Raw genomic sequence first — 19634 nt, 5'->3', positions numbered from 1 at the left:
CCGGCCGCCGGCGACACGAGGATGGTCGAGGCGAGCAGCGAGGCGGCGAAGCCGATGGAGGCAGCCTTGGCGGGTAGATGGCGCATGCGAGGTCGTTCCTGTCGGACAAGCCGTTTCGGGTTCATCCCGTAAACAAGCCTGTCCGCCAGTGGGACCAATACGCGATGGGGGGTGGGGCGCGGACGGAGTAACTCTCGTCCCGCCGGCGCGGCCGGGCGGTGGTCCCGCCCGGCCGGGGCAGTCAGCGGAGGCTCAGCGGGCCTCGGCCAGCGAGGAGACGACGCGGCCGACGATGCCGTAGTCGCGGGCTTCCTCGGCGGACATCCAGAAGTTCCGGTCGGTGTCCTTCTCGACCCGCTCCAGCGGCTGGCCGGTCTCGCGGGCGATCGTCTCGTTGATGCGGCGGCGCATCTTGATGATTTCCTTCGCCTCGATCGCGATGTCGGTGGCGCGGCCGCCGGCGCCGCCCAGCGGCTGGTGGATCATGAAGCGCGTGTTCGGCAGGCAGAAGCGGTTCTCCTTCTTCGCCGACAGATAGATGTGCGCGCCCGCCGACGCGACCCAGCCCGTGCCGACCACCTTCACCTCCGGCCCGACGGACCGGATCATGTCGTGGATCGTGTCGCCGGATTCGACGTGGCCGCCCGGCGAGTTGATGATCAGGCGGATCGGGTCGTCGCTCTCGACCGCCAGCGCGATCATCTGGGCGACGGCCGTCTCGGCCACCTTCATGTTGATCTCGCCGAACAGCATGATGGTGCGGGACTTGAACAGGTTCTGCTGCACCGTGACGAAAGGTGCGCCGACGGCGGCCTTCGGCTGATCGTTCTCGCGCTCGTCGTCCCGGTCGTCGTCGTCCATGACCCAGTACATAAACGTCTCCTCGGAGTTCGCGCCGGGCGTCCGCCCCCCGGCACCCTCGATGTCTCGAAGACCGTGCATAGCCGGTTTCCCGGCCCGGTTCAACCTAGCGCAGCTCGATCCACACGGTCTTGAGGTCGGTGTATTTCTCGACCGCGTGCAGACTCTTGTCGCGCCCGAAGCCGGACTGCTTGAACCCGCCGAACGGCACCGTGATGTCGTCGGCGTCGAAACAGTTGACCCAGACCATGCCCGAGCGGATCGCCCGTGCCGCCTTCATCGCCGTGTTGATGTCGGTCGTCCAGATCGCCGCCGCAAGCCCGTAGATCGTGCCGTTCGCGATCCGTAGCGCCTCGGCCGCGTCGCGGAAGGTCAAGGTCGAGAGGACGGGGCCGAAGATCTCCTCGCGCGCGATCGTCATCTCGGGCGACACCCGGTCGAACACCGTCGGCTCGACATACCAGCCGCCGCTTTCGGCGCGCGCCCGCCGCCCGCCGAAGCGCAGCTCCGCGCCCTCGGCGCGCCCGGCCTCGACATAGCCGAGCACGCGCTCCATCTGGCGCTCGTCGACGATCGCGCCCATGGAGGTCGCCGGGTCCAGCGGGTCGCCGGGCTGCATCGTCCGGGCGTGGCCGATCACGAGGTCGAGGAAGTCGTCGTGGATCGCCTCGTGGACGAGCAGGCGCGAGCCCGCCGTGCACATCTCCCCCTGATTGAAGAAGATGCCGAAGGCCGCCGCCTTGGCCGCCGCCTCCATGTCGGGGCAGTCCGGCATCACGATGTGCGGGGTCTTGCCGCCGCATTCGAGCGCGACCCGCTTCATGTTGCTTTCGCCGGCATAGCGCAGGAAGTACTTGCCGACCTCCGTCGAGCCGGTGAAGGCGACCATGTCGACGTCCATGTGCAGGCCGAGCGCGCGCCCGGCCGTCTCGCCCAGGCCGGGGACGACGTTCAGCACGCCTTCGGGCAGGCCGGCCTCCACCGCCAGCTCCGCCAGGCGCAGCGCGGTCAGCGGCGACTGCTCGGCCGGCTTCAGGACGACGGAGTTGCCGGCCGCCAGCGCCGGGCCGAGCTTCCAGGCCGCCATGATCATCGGGAAGTTCCACGGCACGACGGCGCCGATGACGCCGAGCGGCTCGCGCAGGACCAGCGCCATCGTCGAGGGCGCGGTCGGCGCGATCTCGTCATAGAGCTTGTCGCAGGCCTCGCCGTAATACTCGATGCAGTTGGCGGTCGACTGGACGTCGATCGCGAGGCTGTCGCGGATCGGCTTGCCCATGTCGAGCGTCTCCAGCAGCGCCAGTTCGTCGCGGTTGGCGCGGATCAGCTCGGCGAAGCGCTTCAGCACCTTCTTGCGGTGCTTGGGCGCGGCGTCGCGCCAGACCCCGGCTTCGAACGCCTGGCGGGCCGAGCGCACGGCCCGGTCGACGTCCTCCGGCCCGCAGGCGGCGACCCGGGTCAGGAGCCTGCCGGTCGCCGGGCTGAGGCAGTCGAAGGTCTCGCCGGAGGCGGCGGGCACCGCCCGGCCGCCGATGAAGGCCTGGTGGCGGAAATCGAGCGCGGCGGCACGGGCCTCCCAGTCCGCCCTGGACGCGGCTGCGGTCATCGCGTGTCTCCCTTCGGTCTTCTTCGCATGGGGTCGGGCGGGTCAGCCCGGGTGGTCGTGGTCGTGGTCGTGGCCATGATCGTGTTCATGGCCGTGATCGTGATCGTGATCATGATCGCGCAGGGTCGCCGCGGCGATGCCGGACGCGCGCTCCGCGAGGAGGGCGGGGGCCACGATCCCCTTGCGGTCCAGAAGCGCCTCCAGGGCGCGCAGCCAGTGCCGGTAGTAGCCGTCGCCGAGATCGGGGTCGCCGGCCTCGCGCGCGGCGCGGATCTCGGCCGAGAGCGCGTCGGCCCATTCGGTCCAGGTGAAGCAGCAGGCCTCGTGCAGGCGCACTGTCAGCGCAAAGACCTGCGCCTCCCAGGGCTCGCGGAACACCGGCCCCTCGGCGTCGCGCGGGATGCCGTCCGGCAGCGACGCGGGCAGTGGCGCAGGAAGGGAGGGCGTCACGGCGCCGGCTCCAGGTAGCCGTCCCAGAGGTCGACGTAGACGGCGTCGTGGGGCGAGGCGGCCTCGCCCCACAGCGTGCGCGCCGCGAAGCGGACGCTGTAGCAGTGCTGCGGCGCCTCGCCGAGCCCGTGGGCGTTCGTGTCGGGCAGCACGAAACCGCCGTGGTCGCGGTCCACGGTCCCGACCCGGCCCCGGCAGTAGCGCGGGGCGCGGGTGTGGCCGGGCACCGCCCGCTCGCGCACCAGGACCCGGTCGCCGGGGCGGAAGCGGGGCGGGGCGGCGCCGTCGCGCCGGGCATCGCCGCCGCGCGCGAGGATCGCGGCGGCCGTTTCCGGGTCGTGGGCGGGGCGCATCCCCTCGGGACGCGGGCCGGCGGCGTGACCGTGCCCGATCTCGGCCGGGTCGACGATGCCGCGCTCGGCCAGCAGCCGCTCCAGCCCCTTCAGCCACAGCTCGTAATAGCTGGATGACAGGTAGTCGACGGGGTGGCGGTTCTCGCGCGCGTGGCGCGAGGCGTCGATGTTCCAGGCGCCGTGGAAGCCCATGGCGAGCGTCAGCGCGAAGGCGCGGCGCTCCCATTCCTCGTGGAAGGGCGGCTCTCCCGGCTCCGCCTCGACCGGCCCCAGGCCGTGCATGCCGCCGAGGTCGTGGCCGCCGTTCACGGCCGGGCTCCCGGCGGCCCGACGCGCGCGACGCCGATCATCGCGTCGCGGGTGACCAGGGCGGCGAGTTCCTCCTCCGACAGGCCGTCGGTCCCGGCCGGGCGCTCCGGCAGGACGAGGTAGCGCAGCTCGGCGGTGCTGTCCCAGACCCGCACCTCGACCTCCTCGGGCAGCTCGAGCCCGAACTCGCGCAGGACGCCGCGCGGGTCGAGCACGGCGCGCGAGCGGTAGGGGGCGGACTTGTACCACACCGGCGGCAGTCCGAGGACCGGCCAGGGATAGCAGGAGCACAGCGTGCAGACGACCATGTTGTGGACGGCCGGCGTGTTCTCCACCACCAGCATGTGTTCGCCCTGGCGCCCGGTGTAGCCCAGCTCGGCGATCGCCGAGGTGGCGTCGTCCAGCAGGCGCCGCCGGTAGTCCGGATCGGTCCAGGCGCGCGCGACGACGCGCGCGCCGTTGCGCGGCCCGACCTTGGTCTCGTAGGTGTCGATCAGCAGGTCGAGCGTGGCCGGGTCGACGAGCCCCTTCTCGACCAGCACCTGTTCCAGCGCCTTCACGCGTGCCGCGATCGGCGGTGCATCCCCGTCCTGGTTCGCCATCTGGTCCCCTCCCGCCCTCAACCATGGCGGAACCGCGCGGGGGCGGTCAAGCCCGCCTCTCGGAACGCCCGCCCGCCTTGGAACACTTGATGCGCTGCCTCGTTTCCCGGAAGCCGCTATCGGAACGGCGCGCGACCCGTCCCTTGGCAGCCGGGCGAAACGACCTTTGTAATGGCACAGATCTTCCCGCCCCGCTCGACCACGATCGCGCGCAGCATCCTCGCCGGGATCGTCGCCGCGGTGCTGGTCGCAGCCGTGGGGGGCTACGTCGTGACGCGCAGCGACTGGTACTGGCGGGTGGGGAAGGCGGAGCCGCAGCCGGTCCCGTTCAGCCATCTGCTCCATGCCGGCGACCTCGGCCTCGACTGCCGGTACTGCCACACCACCGTCGAGCGCTCGGCGCTCGCCGGCATCCCGCCCGCGCAGACCTGCCTGGGGTGCCATGACGGCCTACCGGTCGGCGGCGCCGCGCTCGGCCCGCTGCGCACGGCCTTCGACACCGGGGAGCCGTTCCTGTGGAACCGGGTCCACCGCGTGCCCGACCACGCCCTGTTCCATCACGGCATCCACGTCTCCTCCGGCGTCGGCTGCGCCACCTGCCATGGCCCGGTCGAGGAGATGCCCCGCATCGCCAAGGCCGGGACCCTTTCCATGAGCTGGTGCCTCGACTGCCATCGCGAGGTGGAGCCCGTGGGCCCGCCGGTGACGGACGGCGACGGCGGCCTGCTCCATCCGCTCACGGACTGCTCGAGGTGCCATCGCTGATGACGGAGCGCGACGAAGACAGGCCGGAGGCGACCTGGCGCAGCCTGGAGGCGCTGGACGGCGACGCGGGGGCGCTGCGCTGGCGCGACGGCGAGTTCCCCGACCTCGCCCGCGCGACCGCGACCGGCCGGCGCAGCCTGCTGAAGCTGATGGGCGCCTCGGTGGCGCTGGCGGGGACGGCCGGCTGCGAGCGGCTGCCGGCGGAAGCGCCCGCCGACCCGATCGTGTCGCGGGCGGGGGCGACGCCGGGGCACGTGCCGGGCGAGCCGCTGTTCTTCGCGACCAGCCTGCCGCTCGAAGGCTACGGGCGCGGCGTCCTGGTCGAGAGCCACGAAGGCCGGCCGACCAAGATCGAGGGCAACCCCCTGCATCCCGCCAGCCTGGGCGCGACCGACGCCTTCGCCCAGGCCGCGATCCTGTCGCTGTACGCCCCGGACCGGCTGCGGGCGGCGCTGCGCCGCGGCGGGGGCCGACGGCGCCTGGACGGCACGCTCGCGCAGCTTGCGGCCGAGTTCGCCGCCGACGGGGGAGCCGGTCTGCGCCTGCTGACCGGCCCCGTCTCCTCGCCCAGCCTGACGGCCGGGATCGCTTCCCTGCTGGACCGGCTGCCGGAGGCACGGTGGCTGCAATGGAGCCCGGTCGGCGACGGGAACCGGCTGGACGGCGCGGCGCTCGCCTTCGGGGAACGGCTGGAGACGCGGCTCGACCTCGCGCGGGCGTCGGTCATCGTCGCGATCGACGACGATCCGCTCGGCCCCGGGCCGAACCAGGTTGCCAACGGCGCCGGCTTCATTGCCGGCCGGCGCGATCCGGCCCGCTTCAGCCGGCTGTGGGTGTTCGAGGCCTGTCCGAGCCTGACCGGGGCCAGGGCCGACCGGCGCTTCCCCGTGTCCCCGCGCGCGGTGCCGGCGATCGCCCGGGCCGTGGCCGCGGCACTCGGCGTCGTGCCGCCCGCCGACGACGGGGTCGAGCTGCCGCCGGGACTGGTCGAGGACCTGCGCCGGGCCGGGCCGGCGGCGGTCGTGACCGCGGGCCGCCGGGCGCCCCCGGAGGTCCACGCGCTCGTCCACGCCGTCAACCTCGCCCTGGGCGCGGTGGGCACGACCGTCCATCATACCCGGCCCGTGCTGGCCGGGGCGCCGTCGGGCGTGGCGGCGCTGGCGGCGCTGGCGGCCGAGATCGACGCCGGGGCGGTCTCCCGCCTCGTCGTGATCGACGCGAACCCCGCCTACGACGCGCCGGCCGACCTCGATCTCGCGCGGCGCATCCGGCGGGTTCCGTTCTCCCTCTGCCTGGCTTCGCGCCTCGACGAGACGGCGGCGGAATGCCTGTGGACCCTGCCCCTGGCCCATCCGCTGGAGAGCTGGGGCGACCTGCGCGCGCCCAACGGCACGGTCGGGCTGATGCAGCCGGCCCTGGCGCCGCCGGCCGGGACGATGACCGCGCTGGAGCTGGTGGCCCGACTGGCCGGGTCCGAGGCTCCGGCCCGCGAGCTGGTGCGCGGCTACTGGGAGCAGGCCTTCCCGCCGGGCGAGTTCGAGGCGGCCTGGCTCCGGACGCTCCACGACGGGGTGGTGGAAGGCACGGCGTTCGAGGAGATTCCGGTGCGCCTCGCGCCGGGATGGGAGGTGCCGCCGCCCGTCCCGGCGCAAGGCGAGGGGCTGACGGTCCTGTTCGCGCCCGACCCGTCGGTCTGGGACGGCCAGTTCGCCGACAACGCCTGGCTCCAGGAACTGCCCAAGCCGCTGACCAAGCTGGTCTGGGACAACGCGATCCTGATCGCGCCGGCCACGGCCGCGCGGCTCGGCCTCGCCAACGGCGACGGCGCGGTGCTGGAGCTGCACGGCCGCGCGCTCGAAGCGCCGGTCTGGCTGCTGCCGGGACATGCGCCGGACTGCGTGACGCTGCCGCTCGGCTACGGCCACCGGCGCGGCGACGTCGCGCGGGGGCTGGGGTTCGATGCGTATTCGGTGCGCCGGTCCGAAGCGCCCTGGGTCGACGGCGGCGCCGTGCTGCAGCCGTCGGGCCGCCGCCACCTGCTGGCGACGACGCAGGACCACGGCACGATGGTCGGGCGCGACCTCGTGCGCAGCGTCCCGCTGGCGCGCCTCGCGGCCATGGCCGCGCTGGGCGGAGAGGCGGGCGGGGAGGCGGCCGGGGAAGAGGCCGGAGAGGAAACCGAGGTGGCCGGGGAGGACCTGCCATCGATCTATCCCGAATACGACTATTCCGGCCCGGCCTGGGGCATGGCGGTCGACCTGAACGCCTGCATCGGCTGCAACGCCTGCGTCATCGCCTGCCAGGTCGAGAACAACGTGCCCGCCGTCGGCAAGGAGGAGGTCGCCCGCGGGCGCGAGATGCACTGGCTACGCATCGACCGCTACTGGGAAGGCGACCCGGCCGACCCGCGGATCCATTTCCAGCCGGTCCTGTGCATGCATTGCGAGAAGGCGCCCTGCGAGGTGGTGTGCCCGGTGAACGCGACGGTGCACGATTCCGAAGGGCTGAACGTGATGGTCTACAACCGCTGCATCGGCACGCGGTACTGCTCGAACAACTGCCCCTACAAGGTCCGGCGCTTCAACTGGTTCGACTATGCCGACGAGGGCGGCCGGCCCGAGGTCACCGCCAATCCCGACGTCACGCTGCGCGAGCGCGGCGTCATGGAAAAATGCACCTACTGCGTGCAGCGCATCCAGAAGGCGCGCATCCAGGCCAAGCTCGAGGACAGGCCGATCGCGGACGGCGAGGTGGTCACCGCCTGCCAGCAGGCCTGCCCGACCCGGGCCTTCACCTTCGGCGACATCACCGATCCGGCCTCCGCCGTCAGCCGGGCCAAGGCGAGCCCGCTGAACTACGGGCTGCTGGAGGAGTTGAACACCCGGCCGCGCACGACATATCTCGCCCGCATCGACGATCCGCCCGCGCCGGAGGAGGCTTCCTGATGGCGGATGCCGGCGCCGAAGCCCCGCACCCCCCGCACGGGGCGATCGGCGGAGTGGTGCTCCGCCAGCGGTTCGGCTGGCGCTGGCTGGCGGCGTTCGCCGCCGCGGTCGCGGGAAGCCTGCTGTTCGTCTACGCGACCGTCGTGCTGGTCGTGCGCGGCGTCGGGGTATGGGGGACCAACATTCCCCATGTCTGGGGCTTCGACATCATCAACTACGCCTGGTGGATCGGCATCGCGAACGCCGCGAGCCTGATGGCGGCGGCGTTCACCGTGCGCCGGGCGCCCTGGCGCAGCGCCCTCAACCGCTTCGCGGAATCGGTGGCGCTGTTCTCGGTGATCTGCGCCGGCCTGTTCCCGATCCTGCATCTGGGCCGCCCGTGGCTGTTCCACTGGGTGTTCCCGTACCCGGCCACCTTCGGCGTCTGGCCGCAGTTCCGCAGCCCCCTGGTCTGGGACTTCTTCACGATCCTGACCCATCTCGTGGTCACGGCCTCCTTCTGGTATGTCGGCCTGATCCCGGACTTGGCCCATCTGCGCGACCGCGCCCGCGGCGCCCTGGCCCGCAAGGTCTTCGGGGTCCTGGCGCTCGGCTGGCGGGGCTCCGCCCGGCACTGGCGCAACCACCAGCGCGCCTACCACACGCTGGCGGGGCTGCTGGTCGCGATGGCCGTGTTCATGCAGAGCACGGTCTCCACGGAGTTCGCGGTGACCCTGGTGCCGGAATGGCACCAGCCCCGCTACCCCCTCTACTTCGTCGTCAGCGGGCTGATCTCGGGGATCGGCATGGTGCTGGTCGTGGCGCTGCTGGCCCGCCATTTCTTCGAGCTGCACGGCTTCATCACGCAGCGCCACCTCGACGTCGTCTCCTCGCTGCTGATCGCCAACGCCATCGTCATCGCCTGGTCCTACGCCTTCGAGGCCTTCTCGTCCTGGTACGCCAGCAAGGTGGAGCTGCAGTCCTGGCTGTTGCGGGCGACCGGCGAGTTCGCCTGGCTGTACTGGGGCGCCGTCGCCTGCGCGGTGCTGGCCCCGCAGGTCCTGTGGTGGCGGCGCATGCGCCGCAACGTGGCGGCGCTGATCCTCGTCGGCCTGCTGGTGGCGGTCGGGATCTGGCTCGACCGGTTCATGATCGTGGTCGGCGGGCTGCTCGGCGACTACCTGCCCTCGGCATGGGAGGGCTACTCGCCGAGCGTGTGGGAATGGCCGCTGCTGGTCGGGTCGATCGCGGTCTACGGCACGCTGATCCTGCTGTTCCTGCGGTTCGTGCCGGTGATCCCGGTGTTCGAGGTGCATGCCGGACGGCGCGACGAGGACGGGGACGAGGCCAGGGACGAGGACGGGGACCGGAGCGGGGAGGACGACCGATGACGGCCCCCGCGTACGGGCTGCTCGCGCGCTTCGACGGGCCGGAGCGGCTGGTCGAGGCGGCCCTGGCGGTCCGGGAGGCCGGCTACCGGCGGTTCGACGCGTTCAGCCCGTTCCCGATCGCCGAGCTGGACGACGTGGTGCCATCGCGGTGGCCGCGCCTGCTGCTGCCGCTGCTCACGGCGGCCGGCGCGGTGACGCTGGGCGTGGGCTTCTACCTGCTCCAGTACTGGACCAGCACCGTCGACTATCCCATCAATGTCGGCGGCCGGCCGCTGCACAGCTGGCCGAGCTTCCTGATGCCCTCGATCACGCTCGCCTTCCTCGGCGCCAGCATGACGGCGGTGTTCTGGCTGCTGGTGCTGACCCGCCTTCCCCGGCTGCACCATCCGCTGTTCGACGTCCCGGAATTCGACGCCGTCACGGAGAACGGCTTCTTCCTGTGCGTGCGTGCGGACGACCCGCTCTACGATCCCGGCCGCACGCGGCGGCTGCTCGACAGGCTGGAGCCGGGCCTGCTGACCGAGGTGGCGCGATGATCCGCCGCCTCGCCGTGCCGGTCCTGCCGGCGCTGTTCCTGTTGGCTCTGGCTGCCTGCGACGGCGGCATGAAGGACCAGTCCGACTATCAGCGGGCGGACGAGCCGGGCTCGGCCCTGTTCGAGCCGATCCCGGACGGGACGGTCCCGCGCGGGATGCTCGAGCGTGCCGCCGAGGTGCTGGCGCCGCCCGTCCCGCCCGATCCCTGGCGCGGCCGGGAGCGCTTCGCGATCCATTGCACGCCCTGCCACGGCATCGCCGGCCAGGGCGACGGGATCGTGGTCCGGCACGGCTTCCCGCAGCCGCCGTCCTTCCACGAACCGGCCATGCGCGCGCTCGACCTGGCGGCGATCGTCGCGATCGTGACCGAGGGGCCGGGCGCCATGCCCTCCTATGCCGACCGCATCGCGCCGGAGGACCGCTGGCATATCGCGGCCTATGTGAAGGCGCTCCAGCTCAGCCAGATGCCGGATGGGGAGATGGCGCCATGAGCGGGTGCGCGGAGACGGCGCCTTTCCTGCGCCTGCACCGCCTCGCCGCGGCCGGGGCGCTGCTGATGCTGGCCGTCGCGGCGGCGGGATGGTGGGGGGCGAGCGGGGCGTTCTTCCATGCCTGGCTGGCGGGCTTCCTGCTGTGGACCGGGATCGGGGTCGGCTGCCTCGGCCTGCTGATGGTCGGGCACCTGCTCGGCGAGGCTTGGCTGGGCCCCGTCCGCGCCGAGCTGGAGGCCGGTGCGCTGACCCTGCCCCTGCTGGCCGTCGCCGCGGTGCCGGTCCTGCTCGGCCTGGGCGAGATCTATCCCTGGGCGTCTCCCGGACCGTCAGCCGGACCGTCAGCCGGACTGTCGGGCGGACTGCGGCCGGAACTCGCCCCGACGATCCGCGCGGAGTGGCTGTCGCCGCCGTTCTTCGTCGGGCGCACGGTCGCCTATCTGGCGGCATGGAGCCTCCTGGCCTGGATCGTGACCGGGCCGGGGCGGCACCACCAGCGGGCTTCGGCCGTGGGCCTGGTCCTGTTCGTGCCGACCGTGACCCTGGCCGCCACCGACTGGGCCATGTCCTTGCATCCGCAATGGCTGTCCAGCGCCTTCGGGCTGGCCTTCGCGGCGAGCCAGCTCACGGCCGCCCTGGCGCTCGCGGTGCTGGTCGCCAGCGTCCGGCCCGACCGGGAGCCTCCGGGCCGGGTGGCGTCGCTGGCGGGCGGGCTGCTGGTCCTGGTCGCGACCGCGGGCTATCTCTGGTTCATGCAGTTCCTGGTCGTGTGGTCGGCCAACCTGCCCGACGAGGTGGCCTGGTACCTGCAGCGCGGCGGCGAGTGGCGGTGGCTGATGATCGGCCTGATCCTGCCGTCGGCGGGGCTCGCGGTGCTGCTGCTGCTGCGCCGCCGCAGCCGGCGTCGGCGGCCGGTGCTGATCGCCGCGTCCTGCCTGCTGCTGGTGCAGCACGTCGCGCATCATTACTGGCAGGTCCGCCCGTCCGCCGACGGGCTCGGCATCCACTGGACCGATCCGGTCGCGACCACGGCGCTCGGCCTGGTCTGGCTGGCGGCGTTCGCCCGCGCGCTGCCCGGCCGGCCGGTCCGGGTTCAGCGCTGAGCCGCCGCGGCGATCCGGGAGGCCACGATCTCCATCGCGCGCTCGATCGGGATGCCGGGGCCGCCGCCTCCCTCCAGCAGCGCCGCCGCGGCCCTTTCGGCGGCCAGCCGGTCCTCGGGCGGCACGGAGGCGCGCCGGGGGATGGGGGCGTCGGGGTCTCCCGGGCTGCCGAGCGTGTAGAGATACGCCGCCATGTCCCGCGCCTCCGCCTCGCCGACGCCGAGGTCGGGCATGCCGGTCCCGGGCAGGATCGCCGGCGGGTCCCGCAGCCACGCGACGAGGGTGCCCGGCGCGTTGGGCAGGGAGCCGGCGATGTAGGTGCGCCGGCTGAAGGCGGTCAGCGGCGGCCCGACGATGCCGTCCGGCCCGTCGACGCCTGGGATCGCGTGGCAGGCCACGCATTCGTACCGTTCGATCGCCGCCCGGCCGCGCTCGGCGTCGCCCATGGCGACCATGTGGCGGAGCTGCGGCTGCGCATCGCAGGCGCACAGCGCCAGCAGGGCCATCACGATCGGGCGCGGCAATGGGGATTCCTTCTCCGATGTCGTCAGGGAAACGGGCGCGGGCGCCGATGGTTTCCCGGAACCCTATCGCCCCGCGCCAGTTGCGATTCCTGTACCGGACTACTGCAAGGGAGAAGGACATGGCCGAACGACGCCGTGACGAAGGGGGCGGCGCGACGCGCGGCGACGTGCGCCGCGAGTTCGAGCAGCACACCGCCGAAGAGCGCCGGGACGCCGCCCGGCCGCCGCTGCCCGACCCGGTGGCGCCCAGGCGCTGGACGATGCCGATCGCCTGGATCGTCACGCTGATCATCGTGGCCCTGATCGTCCTCGCCTACATCGCGGTGTTCTGAACCGCCGCTGCAAGGACCGCGCCCCGGCCGACCGCCACGGCCGTGCCGCCGATGCGGACCGCCGTGGTCCGGCCGTCCCGCAGGTCGGCCGACAGCCCGATCGTGCTGGGCCGGCCCATCTCGACGCCCTGGCGGATCGTCCACGAGGCGGTGCCCGCGTCGTGCCGCTGCCGGTCGGCCAGCCAGCCGGCCAGGGCGGCGGCCGCCGCGCCGGTGGCCGGGTCCTCCGCGATGCCCATGGCAGGGGCGAACATGCGGGCGCGGATATCCCGGCCCGTCCGCCAGTCCTCCATGAACACGACGTGGACGTGCGGGGCGGCGGTCCCGGCGATCCGGTCGCGCCAGACGCCCAGATCGAGGCGGGCCGCGGCCAGCGCCTCGGCGCTCGCCAGCGGGATGATCGTGAACGGCACGCCGGCGCCGAAGCCGCCGGGCTCCACCTCGGCGGCCAGCGCCTCGGCCGGAAGGCCGAGCAGGGCGGCCAGGACGGCGCGGTCGGTCGTGGCCGGCAACGGGACCGGCTGGCGCGGCGTCGTCAGCGTCGCCCGGACGAGGCCGCCGGGCACCCGCTCGACCGTGACCGGCGCCGGGCCGGCCTCCAGGTCCAGGACCACCTCGACGCGATCCGCGAAGGGGCCGAACCGGCCGGCCTGCGCCAGCGCCACCGTGGTGCCGACGACGGGATGGCCGGCGAAGGGCATCTCGATCGTCGGCGTGAAGATGCGCAGCCGCGCGGCACTGCCCGGCCGCACCGCCGGCAGGACGAACACCGTCTCGCTGAGGTTCAGCTCGGCGGCGATCCTGGGCATCAGGGCTTCCGGCACGTGCTCGCCCGCCGGGAACACCGCCAGCGGGTTGCCGGTGAACGGCGTCTCGGTGAAGACGTCCAGGGTCACGAAAGGCAGGTCGGTCATGGTCTTGCTCCGGTTCGTCGTTTCCGGATCATCGGCTAAGATCAGCTTGCGCACAAACGACCAATTCTTGATCTTAGGGTAACTACAGCTTTCCCTCCGAGGTGTTCCATGGGCCGCCGGCCACCCCTGCCGATGCTGCGCGCCTTCGAGGCGGCGGCGCGGCACGAGAGCTTCCGCCGCGCTGCGGAGGAACTGCACGTGACCCCGGCGGCCGTCAGCCAGCAGATGCGCGCGCTCGAGGACGTGCTGGGGACGGCGCTGTTCGAGCGGCACGCGCGGGGGCTGTCGCTGACCGTCGCCGGGCGCGGCTACCGCGCCGAGGTCGCGCATGCGCTGGCCGCGATCGACCGCGCGACGGAACGGCTGGTGCGGCCGGGCGGGGAAGGGGTCCTGCGCGTCGCGGTGCCGCCGTCGTTCGCGACCCATTGGCTGCTGCCGCGCCTGCCCCGGTTCCGCGACCGCCATCCCGGGATCGACCTGCGCCTGCTGGCCGACGCGCGCCTGGCGGACCTGCGCGGCGGGGAGGCGGACCTGGCGGTACGCTTCGGCCCGGGCCGCTGGCCCGGGCTCCCGGCCGAACTGCTGATGGCGGACGAGGCGTTCCCGGCCTGCAGCCCGGCCCTGCTGCGCGGAGCGAGCGCGCCGCGCCGGCCGGCGGAGCTGCGCGCGCATCCGCTGCTGCACGATGCCGGCCTGGGCCCCGACGAGCCGAGCCTGGCCTGGACGGCGTGGCTCGATGGCGCGCCGGCCGAAGGAAGCATGATCCATCTGCCCGACGCGGCGACCGTGCTGCAGGCAGCACTGCTCGGCCACGGGATCGCGCTGGTCCGCCGCTCGCTGGCGGCGGCGTATCTGGACACGGGCGCGCTCCTGCGCCTGACGGACCGGACGCTGCGGACCGAGTACGCGCACTGGCTGGTCGCCCCGCCGGCGCGGCTGGAGGAGCCGCGGCCGGCCGCGTTCGCGCAGTGGCTGCGCGAGGAGGCCGGCGCGGGCCCGGAGTTCAGCCCGCGCGGGCCGCTTCCCGGCGCCGCGGCCTGATCACGCAGGCGGCGACCCGGTCCAGCTCGTTCAGCTCGGCGGCGTGGCGCTGCCCCCAGTCGCACAGCGCGAGCAGCACGGGTTCGAGGCTCAGGCCCAGCGGCGTGGCGGAATAGTCGACGCGGGGCGGGACCTGCCGGAAGATCTCGCGGGTGAGGAGGCCGTGCTCCTCCATCTCGCGGAGCTGCTGGATCAGCACCTTCTGGCTGATGTCCGGCACCAGCCGCCTCAGCTCCGACAGCCGCCTGGGCCCGTCGAACAGGTGGTAGAGGATGACCGCCTTCCAGCGGCCCGAAATCACCTTCAGGGCGCGCTCGGCCGGCAGGGCGGGCAGGCGCTTCGTCGGTTCGGCCATAGTCACCTCGAGGTAAGTATGGCACGGAAGTGTGTGTAGTCCCGATCCGGGGCATACGTGAAAAGTGGTGCCTCCGCCATATCGAACCGCGAGGTGCTCCATGAAGACCGTTCGACTGACCCGCTTCGGCGGCCCCGACGCCCTCGAAGTCGTGGACGTCCCGACGCCCGTTCCCGCGGAGGGCGAGATCCTGGTCCGGGTGCGTGCCGCGGGCATCAACTTCTTCGAGACCCTGATGCTCGACGACCGCTACGCGGTCACGCCCGAGCTGCCCGCGGCCCCGGGGGTCGAGGTCGCCGGCGTCGTCGAGGCGCACGGCGCCGGGGTCGCCGAACCGCGGGTCGGCGCGCGGGTCGCGGTGCCGCTGTTCGCGACCGGCCGCCCCTATGGCGGGTATGCCGAATACGTGGCCGTCGACGCGGGATCGGCCGTACCGCTGCCCGACGACTTGGCGTTCGAGGACGCGGCCGCCCTGCTCGTGCAGGGGCTGACCGCGCTGCATGCGCTGCGGCGCAGCCCGCCGGAGGGCAAGGCCGTGCTCGTGACCGCGGCGGGCGGCGGCGTCGGGACGCTGCTGGTGCAGCTCGCCAGGGCCGCCGGGGCGGGCATGGTGATCGCCGCCGCCGGGTCGCAGGACAAGCGCGACCTGGCGCGTTCGCTCGGCGCCGACGTCGCCGTCGACTACACGGCGCCGGACTGGGCGGGCCGCGTGCGGGCCGCGACCGGCGACGCCGGCGTGGACGTCGTCTACGACTTCGTCGGCGGCGGCCTGACCTCGGCCTGCCTCGACGCGCTGGCGCCGGGCGGCGAGCTGGTATTCGGGGCGCTGGGGCGGTTCGAGGTCGCCGCCGCCGGGCTGGAGCGGGCGTTCGCCAGGAGCCAGGCGCTGAGGGGCTTCGTGCTGCTGGCGCTGCTGGACCCGGCCCGGGCGGGGAGGGACGTCGCGGACCTGTTCGGCCGGGCGTCCCGGGGCGAGCTGCGGGTGATGCGCGGCGGCTCCTACCCGCTCGAGCACGCGGCGCAGGCGCACCAAGCCGTCAAGGACCGGCGCACGAGCGGCAAGGTGGTGCTGGTGCCGTAGGCCGCGGAGCGTCAGCCCCAGTCCGGCAGCGGGATTGTGCGGTAGGCTTCGCGCAGCGCATCCGACCAGCGCTGGCGGATGGCGCGGAAATACTCGTCCTCCTCGGTGATCCTGCGCCGCAGCTCGACCGCCAGCGCGTCGCGCCGGTAGACCAGCAGGTCGACCGGCATGCCGACGGTCAGGTTGCTGCGCAGGGTCGAGTCCATCGAGATCAGCGCCAGCTTGACGCCGTCGGCCAGCGGCGTGTCGTAGGTCACGGCGCGGTCCAGGATCGGCTTGCCGTATTTGTGCTCGCCGATCTGGAGGAAGGGCGTGTCCGGCGTCGCCTCGATGAAGTTGCCCGCGGCATAGACCTGGAACAGGCGCAGACTGCGCGCGGCGATCTGGCCGCCGATCAGGATCGACACGTCGAACGGCACGCTCTGGGCCGCCATGCCCGGCCCGTCGATCTCGAACACCCGCCGCACGGCCGCACCGACGAGCTGGGCCGCGCGGAACATCGACGGGACGCTCAGCAGCGTGTCCGTACCGCCGTCGTGCTCGACCCCTTCGTGGAGCAGGTTGACCACCGCCTGGGACACGGCCAGGTTCCCGGCGGTGACCAGCACGATCACCCGCTCGCCGGGCACCTCGACGACGTGCATCTTGCCGAAGGTCGAGATGTGGTCGACGCCCGCGTTGGTCCGGGTGTCCGAGAGCATCACGAGCCCGTCCTTCAGGTCGAGGCCCACGCAGTAGGTCATGAGACGAGCCCGGGTTGGCTGGGGTTACTGTTCCTGGCCGAGATCCTCGACCCGGACGCGGACCGAAAGGTCCTCGGCGGCGTTGCCCCTCCATATACCGCGGACCGGCGCCGCCGACCAGTAGTCGAGCCCGATGGCGGTGCGGACGTAGCTTCCGGTCGGGCAGACCCCGTTGGCCGCGTCGAACCCGACCCAGCCCAGGCCGTCGACATGGGCCTCCGCCCAGGCATGGGCGGCGTCGGCCTCGGACGGCGCGCCCGGGGTCAGCAGGTAGCCGCTGACGTAGCGGGCCGGGACGCCCATGCGCCGCGCGACCGCGATGAAGGCATGGGCGTGGTCCTGGCAGACGCCGGAGCCCTGGCGCAGCGCCTGCGCGGCGGTCGTCGCGGCGCCGGTGACGCCGGTCGTGTAGGCGATGCGCCCGCGCAGCGTGGCCATCAGGAGGTGCAGGCGCTCCAGCACCGTCCCGTCCCCCTGCGCATCCCCCTGCGCATCCCCCGGCCCGTTCCCGGCTGCGAGCGCGTCGATCGCCTCGTCGGCGGCCGTCAGCTCGGTCGGGCGCAGGTAGAAGGCCGGCGGCAGGGTCTCCCGCACGCCGCGGACGACGCCGCCGGTGTCGGTGGTGCGGACCTCGCCCTCGACCGTCACGACCAGCTCGCGGTGCCGGCGCGGCGTCGTGACGACGGTGGTGAGGTTGCCGTAGCCGTCCGGGATGCCGCCGGGGCCGGTCCTGCCGTTGACCGAGATCGACCAGTGGCGCACCTGCTGCCCTTCGTAGGGCAGCGGCGTCATGCGCAGCGCCTGGATCGAGTAGTCGATCGGGGCGTCGTACCGGTAGGTCGTCTGGTGCCTGACGCGCAGCAGCAAGGGACGTCTCCTCAGCGCAGGTAGAACCGGCTGATCTCGTCGCCGAGACGCCCGAGGTCTTCGAGGAAGCCGGAGAGGAACCCCGGCAGCCCCGACCGGAACACGTCCTCGATCCGCCCGTAGCGCAGCCGCGAATGCATCTCGCCGGCCAGCCGGTGGCATTCGCCGCGCGGCCCGCCGTAGCGCGAGGCGAGCTGGTCCAGGATCTGCGCCACCTGCTGGAGGCAGGCGACGAGCGAGCGCGGATGCTCGGCGCGCAGGATCAGCAGCTCGGCGATCCGCGACGGCTCCAGGCGGTCGTGGTAGAGCCAGTGGTAGCTGCGCAGCGCCGAGGCCGAGCGCAGGATCGATTGCCATTGGTAATGGTCGAGCGTCCCGCCGCCGCCCTCCGTCCCGGGCAGCAGGACGTGATGCTTGACGTCGAGGATGCGCGCCGTGCTGTCCGCGCGTTCCAGCAGCGTGCCGAGCCGGGTGAAGAAATAGGCGTCGTTGTAGAGCATGGTGTTCGTGCAGGCGCCGCCGAACAGCAGCGAGCGTTCCTTCACCCATTCCAGCAGCTCGGGCAGGCGTTCCGTCTTCAGCGAGCCGGGCTGCAGCCTGCGGGCCTGCTGCCAGGTCTGGTTCAGCGCCTCCCAGGCGTCGGTGGTGAGCGCGGTGCGGACGCTGCGGGCATTCCGGCGGGCGGTGTCGATGCAGGACACGATGCTGGACGGGTTGCCGGCGTCGGTCACCAGGAACTCGACCACCGCCGGGCCGACGGCCTCCGCATGCTTCTCGAAGAACGACGACGCGCAGCCCGAGGCGGTCAGGGTGGACTGCCACTCGTTGCCGGGGTTGCCGAGGGAGCGGGCCATGCTCGACATGCGGTGGCCGACGAGGAGCAGCCGGGCCAGGTTCTCCGACCGCTCGACGTAGCGGGCCATCCAGAAGAGGTTGTCAGCGGTTCTGCTCAGCATCGCTTTCCAGGACCCATGTATCCTTGGTTCCCCCGCCCTGGCTGGAGTTGACGACGAGCGAGCCCTCGCGCAGCGCCACGCGGGTCAGCCCGCCCGGGACGATGCGCACCTCGCGGCCGACCAGCACGAAGGGCCGCAGGTCGACGTGGCGGGGCGCGATGCCGCTGTCGACGAAGGTCGGGCAGGTCGACAGCGCCAGGGTCGGCTGGGCGATGAAGTCGTCGGGCCGGGCGCGCAGCTTGGCCGCGAACTCCGCGCGTTCCTCCCGGCTCGCATGCGGGCCGACCAGCATGCCGTAACCGCCGCTGCCGCGCGTCTCCTTGACGACCAGCTCGTCGAGGCGGTCGAGCACGAAGGCGAGGTCGTCCGGCCGGCCGCAGCAATAGGTCGGGACGTTCTTCAGGAGCGGCTCCTCGCCGAGATAGAAGCGGATCATCTCCGGCACGTAGGGATAGACGCTCTTGTCGTCGGCGATGCCCGCGCCGACCGCGTTGGCGATCGTCACGTTGCCGGCGCGGTAGGCGGCGTGCAGGCCGGGGACGCCCAGCGCGCTGTCGGGCCGGAAGGTGAGGGGGTCGAGATAGTCGTCGTCGATGCGGCGGTAGACGACGTCGACCCGCCGCGGGCCCTGGGTCGTGCGCATGTAGACGAGGTTCTCGTCGGTGAAGAGGTCGGCGCCCTCGACGAGTTCGATGCCCATCTCGTCCGCGAGGAAGGAGTGCTCGTAATAGGCGCTGTTGTAGGAGCCGGGGGTCAGCAGGACGACGGTGGGCTCGCCGTCGCAGCGCGCCGGGGCCACGGATTTGAGGGTCTCGCGCAGTTCCTCGGGGTAGTGGGACACCGGGGCGATCGGCAGCCGCTCGAACAGGTCCGGGAACAGGCGCATCATCGCCTCGCGGTTCTCGAGCATGTAGGACACGCCGGAGGGCGTCCGGCAGTTGTCCTCCAGGACGTGGAAGTCGTCCGGGCCGACGCGGACGACGTCGATGCCGGCGACATGGGTGTAGACGCCGCCGGCCGGGGCGAGCCCCTGCATCTCGGCGCGGAAGCTGGGGTTGAGCAGGATCAGCGCCTCGGGAACGATCCCCGCGCGCAGGATCTCGCGCTCGCCGTAGACGTCGCGCAGGAACGCGTTCAGCGCCGCGACGCGCTGCTCCAGCCCGCGGGACAGGAAGCGCCATTCCCGCGCGTCGAGGACGCGAGGCACGATGTCGAACGGGATCAGGCGTTCGGGATCGCCGCCTTCGGCATAGACGGAGAAGGTGATCCCGACCTTGCGGAACAGCACCTCCGCCTCCCGGCGCTTGAGCGACAGCGCGTCGAAAGGGGTGGACCCGAGCCATTCCCGGATGGCTGCGTATTGGGGGCGGGCGTCGCCGTCCTGCCCCATCTCGTCGAAGAAACGAGTTCTCACGATCCCCCGTCAGGCT

Annotated in this window: 21 protein-coding genes; 9 read left to right on the top strand and 12 right to left on the bottom strand. The window is 72.7% G+C overall.

Going from position 1 to position 19634, the window contains the following annotated elements:
- Positions 1-252: 252 nt before the first annotated feature.
- From VGO20_RS06480 to nthA, 5 genes are all read right to left on the bottom strand, one after another.
- Positions 253-873: an ATP-dependent Clp protease proteolytic subunit gene (locus VGO20_RS06480; RefSeq protein WP_327501489.1), complete on the bottom strand. Its 621-nt coding sequence runs from the start codon at positions 871-873 to the stop codon at positions 253-255.
- Between the two features lie 94 nt (positions 874-967).
- Entirely contained in the window at positions 968-2467 is a 1500-nt protein-coding gene (locus VGO20_RS06475; RefSeq protein WP_327501488.1) for an aldehyde dehydrogenase, read from the bottom strand.
- A gap of 42 nt (positions 2468-2509) precedes the next feature.
- A complete protein-coding gene (locus VGO20_RS06470) occupies positions 2510-2917 on the bottom strand; it encodes a nitrile hydratase accessory protein (RefSeq protein WP_327501487.1) in 408 nt (135 codons plus the stop codon).
- Complete coding sequence (nthB, locus tag VGO20_RS06465; protein ID WP_327501486.1) at positions 2914-3579, bottom strand: nitrile hydratase subunit beta; 666 nt, start codon at positions 3577-3579, stop codon at positions 2914-2916. The genes VGO20_RS06470 and nthB overlap by 4 nt, the downstream gene beginning before the upstream one ends.
- Positions 3576-4181: a nitrile hydratase subunit alpha gene (gene nthA / locus VGO20_RS06460; RefSeq protein WP_327501485.1), complete on the bottom strand. Its 606-nt coding sequence runs from the start codon at positions 4179-4181 to the stop codon at positions 3576-3578. Before nthA ends, nthB begins: the two co-directional genes overlap by 4 nt.
- A 171-nt stretch (positions 4182-4352) precedes the next feature.
- On the opposite strand from nthA, the gene VGO20_RS06455 reads away from it, so the two are divergent.
- The 6 genes from VGO20_RS06455 to VGO20_RS06430 are packed head-to-tail and all read left to right on the top strand — an operon-like array spanning position 4353 to position 11391.
- On the top strand, positions 4353-4946 hold the full coding sequence (locus tag VGO20_RS06455) for a cytochrome c3 family protein (RefSeq protein ID WP_327501484.1): 594 nt from the start codon (positions 4353-4355) through the stop codon (positions 4944-4946).
- Positions 4946-7891 carry a Fe-S-cluster-containing hydrogenase gene (locus tag VGO20_RS06450; protein ID WP_327501483.1) on the top strand — a complete coding sequence of 982 codons (2946 nt, stop codon included), beginning with the start codon at positions 4946-4948 and terminating at the stop codon, positions 7889-7891. The genes VGO20_RS06455 and VGO20_RS06450 overlap by 1 nt, the downstream gene beginning before the upstream one ends.
- On the top strand, positions 7891-9261 hold the full coding sequence (gene nrfD / locus VGO20_RS06445; RefSeq protein ID WP_327501482.1) for an NrfD/PsrC family molybdoenzyme membrane anchor subunit: 1371 nt from the start codon (positions 7891-7893) through the stop codon (positions 9259-9261). The genes VGO20_RS06450 and nrfD overlap by 1 nt, the downstream gene beginning before the upstream one ends.
- Positions 9258-9797 (top strand): DUF3341 domain-containing protein, encoded by a 540-nt coding sequence (locus VGO20_RS06440; RefSeq protein ID WP_327501481.1) that lies wholly within the window; start codon positions 9258-9260, stop codon positions 9795-9797. The genes nrfD and VGO20_RS06440 overlap by 4 nt, the downstream gene beginning before the upstream one ends.
- Positions 9794-10288, top strand: a complete 495-nt coding sequence (locus VGO20_RS06435) for a c-type cytochrome (protein ID WP_327501480.1) — start codon at positions 9794-9796, stop codon at positions 10286-10288. Before VGO20_RS06440 ends, VGO20_RS06435 begins: the two co-directional genes overlap by 4 nt.
- Positions 10285-11391 (top strand): hypothetical protein, encoded by a 1107-nt coding sequence (locus tag VGO20_RS06430; protein ID WP_327501479.1) that lies wholly within the window; start codon positions 10285-10287, stop codon positions 11389-11391. The genes VGO20_RS06435 and VGO20_RS06430 overlap by 4 nt, the downstream gene beginning before the upstream one ends.
- Here the strand turns inward: VGO20_RS06430 and VGO20_RS06425 are convergent.
- The gene (locus tag VGO20_RS06425; protein WP_327501478.1) at positions 11382-11915 is read right to left on the bottom strand and encodes a c-type cytochrome; all 534 of its coding nucleotides are present in this window, start codon (positions 11913-11915) and stop codon (positions 11382-11384) included. The genes VGO20_RS06430 and VGO20_RS06425 overlap by 10 nt on opposite strands.
- 119 nt (positions 11916-12034) lie before the next feature.
- Between VGO20_RS06425 and VGO20_RS06420 the strand changes: the two genes are divergently transcribed.
- Entirely contained in the window at positions 12035-12247 is a 213-nt protein-coding gene (locus tag VGO20_RS06420; RefSeq protein ID WP_327501477.1) for a hypothetical protein, read from the top strand.
- Here VGO20_RS06420 and VGO20_RS06415 read toward each other — a convergent pair.
- Complete coding sequence (locus VGO20_RS06415) at positions 12229-13161, bottom strand: PhzF family phenazine biosynthesis protein (RefSeq protein ID WP_327501476.1); 933 nt, start codon at positions 13159-13161, stop codon at positions 12229-12231. The two genes, VGO20_RS06420 and VGO20_RS06415, sit on opposite strands and share 19 nt — an antisense overlap.
- A 108-nt stretch (positions 13162-13269) precedes the next feature.
- Here VGO20_RS06415 and gcvA point away from each other — a divergent pair, with 108 nt between their 5' ends.
- Positions 13270-14202 carry a transcriptional regulator GcvA gene (gcvA, locus tag VGO20_RS06410; RefSeq protein ID WP_327501475.1) on the top strand — a complete coding sequence of 311 codons (933 nt, stop codon included), beginning with the start codon at positions 13270-13272 and terminating at the stop codon, positions 14200-14202.
- On the opposite strand, the gene VGO20_RS06405 is transcribed toward gcvA, so the two are convergent.
- On the bottom strand, positions 14165-14557 hold the full coding sequence (locus tag VGO20_RS06405; RefSeq protein ID WP_327501474.1) for a winged helix-turn-helix transcriptional regulator: 393 nt from the start codon (positions 14555-14557) through the stop codon (positions 14165-14167). The genes gcvA and VGO20_RS06405 overlap by 38 nt on opposite strands.
- A 100-nt stretch (positions 14558-14657) precedes the next feature.
- Here VGO20_RS06405 and VGO20_RS06400 point away from each other — a divergent pair, with 100 nt between their 5' ends.
- Positions 14658-15638, top strand: a complete 981-nt coding sequence (locus VGO20_RS06400) for a quinone oxidoreductase family protein (protein ID WP_327501473.1) — start codon at positions 14658-14660, stop codon at positions 15636-15638.
- Positions 15639-15649: 11 nt separating this feature from the next.
- Here the strand turns inward: VGO20_RS06400 and VGO20_RS06395 are convergent, their stop codons facing one another.
- Genes VGO20_RS06395 through VGO20_RS06380 form a run of 4 tightly spaced genes read right to left on the bottom strand, consistent with a single transcriptional unit; the run spans position 15650 to position 19618 of the window.
- Entirely contained in the window at positions 15650-16381 is a 732-nt protein-coding gene (locus VGO20_RS06395; protein WP_327501472.1) for a proteasome-type protease, read from the bottom strand.
- Between the two features lie 24 nt (positions 16382-16405).
- Positions 16406-17248, bottom strand: coding sequence for a transglutaminase family protein (locus VGO20_RS06390; RefSeq protein ID WP_327501471.1), 843 nt, complete (start codon positions 17246-17248; stop codon positions 16406-16408).
- Between the two features lie 11 nt (positions 17249-17259).
- The gene (locus VGO20_RS06385; RefSeq protein ID WP_327501470.1) at positions 17260-18204 is read right to left on the bottom strand and encodes an alpha-E domain-containing protein; all 945 of its coding nucleotides are present in this window, start codon (positions 18202-18204) and stop codon (positions 17260-17262) included.
- Positions 18185-19618, bottom strand: coding sequence for a circularly permuted type 2 ATP-grasp protein (locus VGO20_RS06380; protein WP_473964855.1), 1434 nt, complete (start codon positions 19616-19618; stop codon positions 18185-18187). Before VGO20_RS06380 ends, VGO20_RS06385 begins: the two co-directional genes overlap by 20 nt.
- Between the last annotated feature and the right edge of the window lie 16 nt (positions 19619-19634).

Origin of the sequence: Arenibaculum sp., from assembly GCF_035998295.1 — a bacterium.
In the GTDB taxonomy this organism is placed as follows: Bacteria; Pseudomonadota; Alphaproteobacteria; order Azospirillales; family Azospirillaceae; genus DASYHS01.
Note: the sequence above shows the minus strand (reverse complement) of the source record. Positions and strands in the feature narration are given on the sequence as shown.

Excerpts from the sequence above, each read along its gene's own strand:
- nrfD (WP_327501482.1), top strand. The coding sequence starts at position 7,891 with ATGGCGGATGCCGGCGCCGAAGCCCCGCACCCCCCGCACGGGGCGATC.
- VGO20_RS06480 (WP_327501489.1), bottom strand. The coding sequence starts at position 873 with ATGTACTGGGTCATGGACGACGACGACCGGGACGACGAGCGCGAGAAC.
- VGO20_RS06420 (WP_327501477.1), top strand. The coding sequence starts at position 12,035 with ATGGCCGAACGACGCCGTGACGAAGGGGGCGGCGCGACGCGCGGCGAC.
- VGO20_RS06385 (WP_327501470.1), bottom strand. The coding sequence starts at position 18,204 with ATGCTGAGCAGAACCGCTGACAACCTCTTCTGGATGGCCCGCTACGTC.
- VGO20_RS06475 (WP_327501488.1), bottom strand. The coding sequence starts at position 2,467 with ATGACCGCAGCCGCGTCCAGGGCGGACTGGGAGGCCCGTGCCGCCGCG.
- VGO20_RS06435 (WP_327501480.1), top strand. The coding sequence starts at position 9,794 with ATGATCCGCCGCCTCGCCGTGCCGGTCCTGCCGGCGCTGTTCCTGTTG.
- VGO20_RS06405 (WP_327501474.1), bottom strand. The coding sequence starts at position 14,557 with ATGGCCGAACCGACGAAGCGCCTGCCCGCCCTGCCGGCCGAGCGCGCC.
- nthA (WP_327501485.1), bottom strand. The coding sequence starts at position 4,181 with ATGGCGAACCAGGACGGGGATGCACCGCCGATCGCGGCACGCGTGAAG.
- VGO20_RS06450 (WP_327501483.1), top strand. The coding sequence starts at position 4,946 with ATGACGGAGCGCGACGAAGACAGGCCGGAGGCGACCTGGCGCAGCCTG.
- VGO20_RS06400 (WP_327501473.1), top strand. The coding sequence starts at position 14,658 with ATGAAGACCGTTCGACTGACCCGCTTCGGCGGCCCCGACGCCCTCGAA.
- VGO20_RS06415 (WP_327501476.1), bottom strand. The coding sequence starts at position 13,161 with ATGACCGACCTGCCTTTCGTGACCCTGGACGTCTTCACCGAGACGCCG.
- VGO20_RS06430 (WP_327501479.1), top strand. The coding sequence starts at position 10,285 with ATGAGCGGGTGCGCGGAGACGGCGCCTTTCCTGCGCCTGCACCGCCTC.
- VGO20_RS06395 (WP_327501472.1), bottom strand. The coding sequence starts at position 16,381 with ATGACCTACTGCGTGGGCCTCGACCTGAAGGACGGGCTCGTGATGCTC.
- VGO20_RS06455 (WP_327501484.1), top strand. The coding sequence starts at position 4,353 with ATGGCACAGATCTTCCCGCCCCGCTCGACCACGATCGCGCGCAGCATC.
- VGO20_RS06440 (WP_327501481.1), top strand. The coding sequence starts at position 9,258 with ATGACGGCCCCCGCGTACGGGCTGCTCGCGCGCTTCGACGGGCCGGAG.
- gcvA (WP_327501475.1), top strand. The coding sequence starts at position 13,270 with ATGGGCCGCCGGCCACCCCTGCCGATGCTGCGCGCCTTCGAGGCGGCG.